This is a genomic window from Neorhizobium sp. T7_12, from assembly GCF_002968535.1.
GTDB lineage: Bacteria > Pseudomonadota > Alphaproteobacteria > Rhizobiales > Rhizobiaceae > Neorhizobium > Neorhizobium tomejilense.
Map to the genome: position 1 here is coordinate 45455 of NZ_PVBK01000029.1, position 7199 is coordinate 52653.

Annotated in this window: 7 protein-coding genes and 1 tRNA gene; 4 read left to right on the top strand and 4 right to left on the bottom strand. The window is 61.9% G+C overall.

Annotation, left to right across the window (positions count from 1 at the left end; all coding sequences use genetic code 11):
- Positions 1-108 precede the first annotated feature (108 nt).
- Positions 109-193, top strand: a tRNA-Leu gene (locus tag C5J26_RS30810).
- A gap of 73 nt (positions 194-266) precedes the next feature.
- On the opposite strand, the gene C5J26_RS30815 is transcribed toward C5J26_RS30810, so the two are convergent.
- Both C5J26_RS30815 and C5J26_RS33760 read right to left on the bottom strand, forming a co-directional pair.
- Complete coding sequence (locus C5J26_RS30815) at positions 267-1694, bottom strand: FAD-binding protein (protein ID WP_105405230.1); 1428 nt, start codon at positions 1692-1694, stop codon at positions 267-269.
- Positions 1695-1790: 96 nt separating this feature from the next.
- Positions 1791-2042, bottom strand: coding sequence for a DUF1127 domain-containing protein (locus tag C5J26_RS33760; RefSeq protein WP_105405231.1), 252 nt, complete (start codon positions 2040-2042; stop codon positions 1791-1793).
- Positions 2043-2172: 130 nt separating this feature from the next.
- On the opposite strand from C5J26_RS33760, the gene C5J26_RS30825 reads away from it, so the two are divergent.
- Positions 2173-3066: a LysR family transcriptional regulator gene (locus C5J26_RS30825; RefSeq protein ID WP_105405241.1), complete on the top strand. Its 894-nt coding sequence runs from the start codon at positions 2173-2175 to the stop codon at positions 3064-3066.
- Between the two features lie 204 nt (positions 3067-3270).
- The gene (locus C5J26_RS30830) at positions 3271-4086 is read left to right on the top strand and encodes a methyltransferase domain-containing protein (protein ID WP_206051238.1); all 816 of its coding nucleotides are present in this window, start codon (positions 3271-3273) and stop codon (positions 4084-4086) included.
- 169 nt (positions 4087-4255) lie between these two features.
- Here C5J26_RS30830 and C5J26_RS30835 read toward each other — a convergent pair whose 3' ends face one another.
- Positions 4256-4909: a hydrolase gene (locus tag C5J26_RS30835; protein WP_105405232.1), complete on the bottom strand. Its 654-nt coding sequence runs from the start codon at positions 4907-4909 to the stop codon at positions 4256-4258.
- A 152-nt stretch (positions 4910-5061) separates the two neighbouring features.
- On the opposite strand from C5J26_RS30835, the gene C5J26_RS30840 reads away from it, so the two are divergent.
- The gene (locus C5J26_RS30840) at positions 5062-5940 is read left to right on the top strand and encodes a LysR family transcriptional regulator (RefSeq protein ID WP_105405233.1); all 879 of its coding nucleotides are present in this window, start codon (positions 5062-5064) and stop codon (positions 5938-5940) included.
- A gap of 215 nt (positions 5941-6155) precedes the next feature.
- Here C5J26_RS30840 and C5J26_RS30845 read toward each other — a convergent pair whose 3' ends face one another.
- Positions 6156-6878, bottom strand: a complete 723-nt coding sequence (locus tag C5J26_RS30845; protein WP_105405234.1) for a hypothetical protein — start codon at positions 6876-6878, stop codon at positions 6156-6158.
- Positions 6879-7199: the final 321 nt, after the last annotated feature.

Genomic DNA, 7199 nt, shown 5'->3' on the forward strand with positions numbered 1-7199 from the left:
CCTTGATCCGGGACAATCTCTTGGGCGTCAAGCATGCGGGACTGCAACCTCACTTCATCCTTGCATGCCGGTGCGGCCCCGTGATAGAGCGCATACCGCTACCCGAGTGCCCCGTTGGCGGAATTGGTAGACGCGCCTGACTCAAAATCAGGTTCCGAAAGGAGTGCTGGTTCGATTCCGGCACGGGGCACCACATCACCTTCCGATCTTTGGTGCGATGCTTCCGGAACCAGTTGCCCAATGATCCCGTGGTGAAGGGTCGACAATCAAAAGACTTGATAGCCAGGTGTCAGTGTATGACGAGGGTCATAACGCTCCTTGGCTTGGCGCAGGCGCGGCCAGGCCGGCCCGAAGTGATCCTGCCAATCGCCGCTCGTCATCGGGAAAGCGCTGACCGGATACAGAACTCCGCCTTCGCTGCGGACGCTCTCGTAGAGCGCGCGGTTCCTTGCAACCATGGCATCGATCTTGGCCATATTGTTCGAGGGTGGAAAACGAATGATATTGAAGGGAAAGGCGACATCCTCGTCCGGCATCCGGACTGAGGGGGTCCGCAGGGCGCCTGTCAGGAGTGGGTAATAGGTGATGCGCCCGAAGGGCCCGACGTCCTCGTTGGTCAGGTCCTGCAGTATTCCGGCGGCAAGACGCTCGGCGTTGGAACCGCGCAGGAAGGTGAGCCACCACGGGTGAGGATTGGACCATTGGCCATTCGACCGCAGTAGGGTCTCCAGCTTGGCAAAGGCGACGGCGTCGTCGAGATACGTGAGGTCCGAGATCACCGCGGCGCCACGCTGGTCCGACAAACCGGCGAGCACATTTGGGTCCGGTGCCGCGTCGCTGTCGTAATAGACGGCACCGTCGAGTTGGTAACGCCAGCCGCCCGTACCATCGGGAAGGACGGCACCCTGCAACTGGTCGAAACGTCCGTCCTCCAGCACGAGGCGCTGGTCCGCGGCCAGCGATTTGAAATCGGGATAGAATAACTGGAACCGGCGCACCCGCTCGGGCGCCCGGACCAGGCGAAGCGTCGCCCGCGTGATGACGGCGCACTGACCGAGGCCACCCCGGACGGCATCGAAGAGATCGGGGTTGAGGTCCGGCGAACAGGTGAGTTCCCGCCCTGCCCCCGTCACGACATCCATCTCGAGAACGTTGTCCGTCTGCATGCCGTGGCGGGACGTCGACCCGCCGATACCGCCAACGGCGAGCGTGCCGCCTACCGATAGCTCCAGGTAATTCGTGAGGACCGGCGGGGTGAGCCCGCTCGTCAAGGCGGCGATGAGCACCTCGCGCCACGTCGCTCCGGCGCCGACGACAATACGATCGGCGTCGACACGACGGACGGTGTTTATCCCGCGCATGTCGATGACCACGCCGCCATCCGCCATGGAGCGGCCATAGGTCGAGTGACCCTGCCCGCGGGCTGCGACCTTCAGCCCCCTGTCGCCGGCCCATCGGATCGCCGTCCCGACTTCGGCCGCGGAGGACGGCCTGAACACGGAGCGAGGCCGACGGTGGATGATATGCCCGAAATCTTCCGACGCTTCACCGACCACCTCGGCGCAGCAGTTAAATGTATCGGCGGCAGGAAGCGCGGGGCGTTCGACAGCGCCTGCTGCCTTCGTCGCGTCCGTCGCAAACGCTGCGGCACAGGTGAGGCCGCCGCCGAGTAGTCTACGTCTGTTGAGGGTCATAAGATGCCTCCGTAAGAGGGAATGCCGGTACGACAATTGACGACCGGCGCGTGCTGGAACTCCCCATGAGGGTCCGAACTCCGGCGTCCGGCCGGTTCACAAGTCGCTGCCTTTCCCGTTTCCGCTGCGGCCTGTTTCGGGTCCGTGCCGGGCCACATGCTCGACGTAGCTGCGGCTCAGGCCGATATCGCGCAGTATATGGTCGTCAAGAGCTCCCAGTTTCCTGACGCGGGCACGAATTCGGCGCTCGGCGCAGAACCGATCCCACCAGCACAACAGTGCTCTTGGGAAACCGCCAGTTCGGTCGCTGGCATGAAGAATTCGCGGCGCTTCGAATGCTTTGCTCATCGTGAAGTCTCCGTCTTTATCTGACGAAATCGGCAGAGGGCCGGCACGTCACTCGTAGATGGAGGGTGGTCCGCGACGCGACAATTGGCGGCCGCCGCGATATACTTTTCCGCAAAACGAGAGAATGGATATGGAGCGACTGGATGACCTCGAGGCCTTCCTGGCCATCGGCGAGAAAGGCAGCCAGACAGCGGCGGCGCGTCATCTGCGCCGGTCGTTGCAGTCTATCAACCGCTCGCTTGCGGCACTGGAGCAGAGCGTCGGCGTCGAACTGGTGCGGCGCACCACCCGCCGCTCATATCTGACGGAAGCCGGACGGGCTTTCTACGATCGTGTCAAACCGGCGTTGGCGGAAATCCACGATGCCAGGCTGGAGGCTGCCGATGCGCGCAGCGAGCCGACCGGCCTGCTCAGGATAGCGGCCCCGGTGCTCTTCGCACCGGCCTATGTGGTCCCTGCAATCACCGCCTTCATGCAGCATTATCCCGGCATTGAGATCCAGCTCAAGGTCTCCGACCGGATGGTCGATCTACTGGAAGAGGGTCTCGACCTGGCGGTGCGGATCAGGGATATGGCCGACTCCAGCCTCAAGGCGCGGCGGCTCGGCGACCTTCGCGCGGTGGTCTTCGGATCGCCTGATTACTTTGCCAAGTATGGCCGCCCCGAACATCCCGACGATCTGACGCAACATCAATGCGTCCTGCGCCATGCCGAAGGATCGAGCGAGACGTGGACATTCCGGATCGGCGGGCGGCGCAAGGCCGTGCGTGTGCATGGACGCTTCGGCAGCGACAGCGCGGCAGCAACGCATGCCGCGGTGGCAAGTGGGCTCGGCATCGGGCTCACGCCGTTATGGCAGATCCGCAGTCTCGTTGATGAGGGCGCCGTGGAGGTGGTTCTCGAAGAGTTCGAGGACAGCAAGATTCCAATTTACGCAGTCTGGCCGTCCGGCAAGATACCGCTCGCCAAGACGCGCCTGTTCGTCGACGAGCTGGCGGCCCGGCTGAAGCGCGAGCGGTTATAGTCGAACGGTTATAGTCATGGCCTGAGGGGAGAGATCACTCCGGCCCACTGCCCCTCATGCAGGCCGGGGACGGCCTTGAGGCCGCCTCCCGGTTCACTCGCATTCTCTCGCATTTCGGAAGAGTAAATCGCCATCGAGGCCGATTGTAACGCGCCGCACGCTGATCGATGCTGCCAGGGCCATCTCAGCGGAAGGACAGAGGAAATGCTGAAACGAGATTTCTACCTGCTTGGGCAAGGCGAAGCCGAGAGCCGCCGGCTCCTGGAGCAAACCGATCTGCTCAAGCCGGAGGCGGAGCGCTTTCTCGATCGCCTGAACATCACCGGTGGCGCGCGCGTGGTCGATCTCGGCTGCGGCCCACGTGGGCTTCTGGGCCTCCTCGCGGCGCGGGTCGGCACCGACGGACGGGTCGTCGGCGTTGAAAGGAACGCGGCGTTTGTGGAGGCCGCGCGCCGGTTCATCGCAGCGGAACAGCTCGCCAATGTCGAGATCGTCGAGGCCGACGCAAAAGCAAGCGGCCTTCCTCCTGACGCCTTCGACCTCGTCACCGCCCGGCTCGTCCTCGTGAATGTGCCGGAGCCGGAGCGCATCGTCGCGGAAATGGCTGCATTGGTGCGGCCGGGCGGCACCGTTGCGAGCTACGAGGCGGACCTCGGTGCGCTTCTCTGCGATCCCCCGTCGCGGGCATGGGACCGCTTGCTGGAAATTTATACCGCCTATGCCGAAGCGCACGGCGTCGATCTGTTCATCGGCCGAAAGACCCACCGCCTGCTGCGCGATGCCGGGCTGGCCGAGATCGACGTGAAGCCGATTGTGAACGTCTATCCGCCGGGACATCCGAGACGCACCATCCTGCTGGATTTCGTAACCAGTTGCCGCGGCGAGCTCGCCCATGAGACGTTTGCCGACGGGAATGAATTGAACGACCTGATCGCGGAATTGCAGCATGATCTCGCCGATCCGGGCAGGCTCGTGACCTCGCATCTGTTCTACGAAACGACCGGCCGTAAGCCGCTATAGAGCAGGCCAAGCCGGCCCCAGTCACTGGGTGGCAGGGAAGTGGCCGTTGATCGCGCCGGCCGCCCTGCGTTCAGGCACAGACGGCCGGCGTGTTGGGGGTGACGCAAGTCTGTAAGCAGCCAGCCTGTTGGCGCTGGATCGCTCAAGACCTTCGTCACCCCCGCCCGGATCACCCAGCGGTGCGCGGCACGGGCGTGTTGAGAAGCTGCTGCTCCCACAGATACGCGATGCCGCTGCCGCTCATGTGCGAGATGAGCACTTCGGTCAGCTCTTCGACGTGCTCGGTGCGCGCCCAGTCCCGCTGCCATTCGCCGGCAAGAGCCATCCAGGTCATCATGTTAACGCCGGCCGCGATCATCCGCTGGATGGCGACCTGGTGAGACTCGGTTGAACTTCCGCCCGATGCGTCGGTAATGACGGTCACGTCCCAGCCTTCGCCGGCTGCCTGAATTGCAGGCATCGCTACGCAAACTTCGGTCCACAGACCTGCGATGATCAATTGCTTGCGGCCGGTCGCCTTGACCAGGTCCACCACCTTCTTGTCCTCCCAGGTATTCACCCAGGTCCGATCGATCACTTCCTGCCCCGGGAAGACGTCAGTGATTTGCTTGAAGAGCCTGCCGCCACGATCCGCTATCACGCTGGTGAGGATCGTCGGAACATTGAAAGCTTTGGCCAACTTTGCCAGCGCGGTCACATTGTTGACGACTGCCTGAGGATCATGGCTATTGAGGTTGGTCAGCTGATAGGGCTGATGATCGATCAGAACGAGGACGGAATCTTCGGGGCGGAGAAGTGAGTCAAGGCCGTTACGAAAGGTCATGGTTTCATCCTATGTTGGCGGTTTATCGAAGCGCGTTTGCGCAAAAGACATGCGTCCTCCGAGGCGCTGCCGCGGGACGAAACTTGTCATTCCAGTTTGTGATGCGGTAGCCCTCGCCTGTGCTAAGCTGTGTCGCAGAATGAGGAACGCTGGTGGATATCGAAGATCTCCGGACATTCGTCGAAGTTGCTGATGCGGGAGGCGTCACCTCGGCCGCGCTGCGGCTTGGCGTCTCCAAATCGATGGTCAGCCGACGGCTTGTGCGGCTCGAGGCGGAGCTTGGTGTCCAGCTCCTAGCCCGATCCACACGCGGGGCTTCTCTGACAGAGGCAGGCGCAACCTTCCGGGACCACGCAGCCAGGGTTTCCGCCGAGATAGACGTGGCGAGGGAGACCATCCTGCCAGCTGGTGACCTTCGCGGGCGCTTGCGAGTTGCCGCGCCGCTTTCTTTCGGCCCCACGCACTTCGCTCCCGTGCTGGCGGAAATGGCGCGACGCCACCCGCAGCTCCAAATCCACACCTGCTACAGCGATCACGTCGTCGATCTCATCGCGGAGGGTTATGATTGTGCGATACGGCTTGGCTATCTTCAGGACTCCAACCTGATCGCCAGACGCGTCGGACCGATCTATGGGAAGGTCGTTGCGAGCCCGGACTATATCAAAGCGCATGGGGCGCCTGAGACGCCGGGAGAACTGCTCACCCATCAGGCCCTCATGCAGGGCACGGAAGCCTGGCAACTCATGGACGGCGACAAAACCATCACGGTCCGCCCGCAAGGGCGCTTCAAGGCCGACAATGGCACGGCTCTGGTCGCCGCCGCCTTGGCAGGGCTGGGGATCGCATACCTCCCCGATGGCCTGATCGGTGAATATCTGGCCTCCGGGGCGCTGGTTCCCGTTATGACACGCCATCCAGTCCCTGCGGCAGGTATATATGTTGTCCGCCCACCAGCGCAGCATCCCGCCAGGAAGGTAGGGGTCCTCATCGAAATGCTGATCGAGTGTTTCGATCAGCCTCCGCACCCTTAGGTCTCTACCGCTAAGAGGCACGAACGGCGCGAAGCCCTTGCCGGGCCCACGACAGCCGAGGCGGCTGCAACCGAGGATCGATCCGCAGCCGTCACGTCAGATCTATTCAGGTCTGCATTGGCAGACGGTGGCGCACGGGAGGAGATGAAGCCACGAACTGCTATGTTATTGTTATTGCCAAATAATTCGTATTGTTATTTCGGGCATGAGGAGAATCAAGGGTTCTTTGCCAAAATATCGTCGATGGCCGCCGAGACCCACTGAGTTATGAGCGCGCGGGCCTCCCATAACTCCATCGGACGTTTATGGGGCTTGTTCCTGTCGTTCGGGTGATGCCGTTCCCCAGCATTTGCTGTTCGGGTAAAGCGCTCTATCTCGTTTTTCGATATGCCGCCGTTTGGCATATTTCGAACGGCCTCATGGGCCTTGTACAGTTCGGACCAGCCGGGCTTGCCCTGCAGGTAACGCAGAGCGCTGCCGATCTCAGGCTCCAAAGCCGCCGCGCGGATCCACAGTTGCGTCCTGGATGGCGCAGGTGAGGGCTCGATCACATTGCCCTGCGCATCTCTCACCGTCATCTCGGCAATGCCGACGCGCAAGCGCATCGTGATGCCTTCCGCTTCTACGTAATGATGTCTGCGGGGCTGGCCATCCGGGACAAACTCGATTACCGACCCGTTGGTGACGGGATCGGTGTCCGCGTTCTTTGACATTGCCACGTTCAAGGTGCTGAACAATTGCTTGGCCGCCCGATGGACCTCTTCCGAACTCGTCATCCCATCGAAGGCTGATGATCGCAGGGCCAGATAGTCGCCGCGCTCGCCCTTGACCTCTTCGACAAAGGGATCGAAAGGCGGCTTCAGCAGCTCGCGCCACGCCTTCTGATCCGCTTCCGGACCGTTAAGCTCTATACCCCACCGGTTACTTACCTGGCTCAACTCTACTGCTCCTGGAATCACTCGATGAAACCTGCCAGAGACAGACTCCCACCCAACTCATCTTTAAGTTGATCGATTTTGCAACATCCAATAGGCGTCCGCAAGCGGCGCAATGGGCAGGGGCGAGGCACCTACAGAGGAGACTACCCTGAAGCCTGAGCCGTCAGCAGTGCCCAGCTTTATTCCGGAATGGTTGCCCTTCCCGAGAGAAGGGTGACATTTCATACCGGAGACATGGTTACACTTTTTGCCTTTGCGAGGAGAGCGAAGGTGCCTTGGCAGGAGTGCAACCGTATGGACGAGCGTCTCAAGTTCGTTGCG

Bases quoted from the DNA above. Each gene is read 5' to 3' on its own strand.
- C5J26_RS30815 (WP_105405230.1), bottom strand. From the start codon at position 1,694: ATGACCCTCAACAGACGTAGACTACTCGGCGGCGGCCTCACCTGTGCC.
- C5J26_RS30830 (WP_206051238.1), top strand. From the start codon at position 3,271: ATGCTGAAACGAGATTTCTACCTGCTTGGGCAAGGCGAAGCCGAGAGC.
- C5J26_RS33760 (WP_105405231.1), bottom strand. From the start codon at position 2,042: ATGAGCAAAGCATTCGAAGCGCCGCGAATTCTTCATGCCAGCGACCGA.
- C5J26_RS30835 (WP_105405232.1), bottom strand. From the start codon at position 4,909: ATGACCTTTCGTAACGGCCTTGACTCACTTCTCCGCCCCGAAGATTCC.
- C5J26_RS30825 (WP_105405241.1), top strand. From the start codon at position 2,173: ATGGAGCGACTGGATGACCTCGAGGCCTTCCTGGCCATCGGCGAGAAA.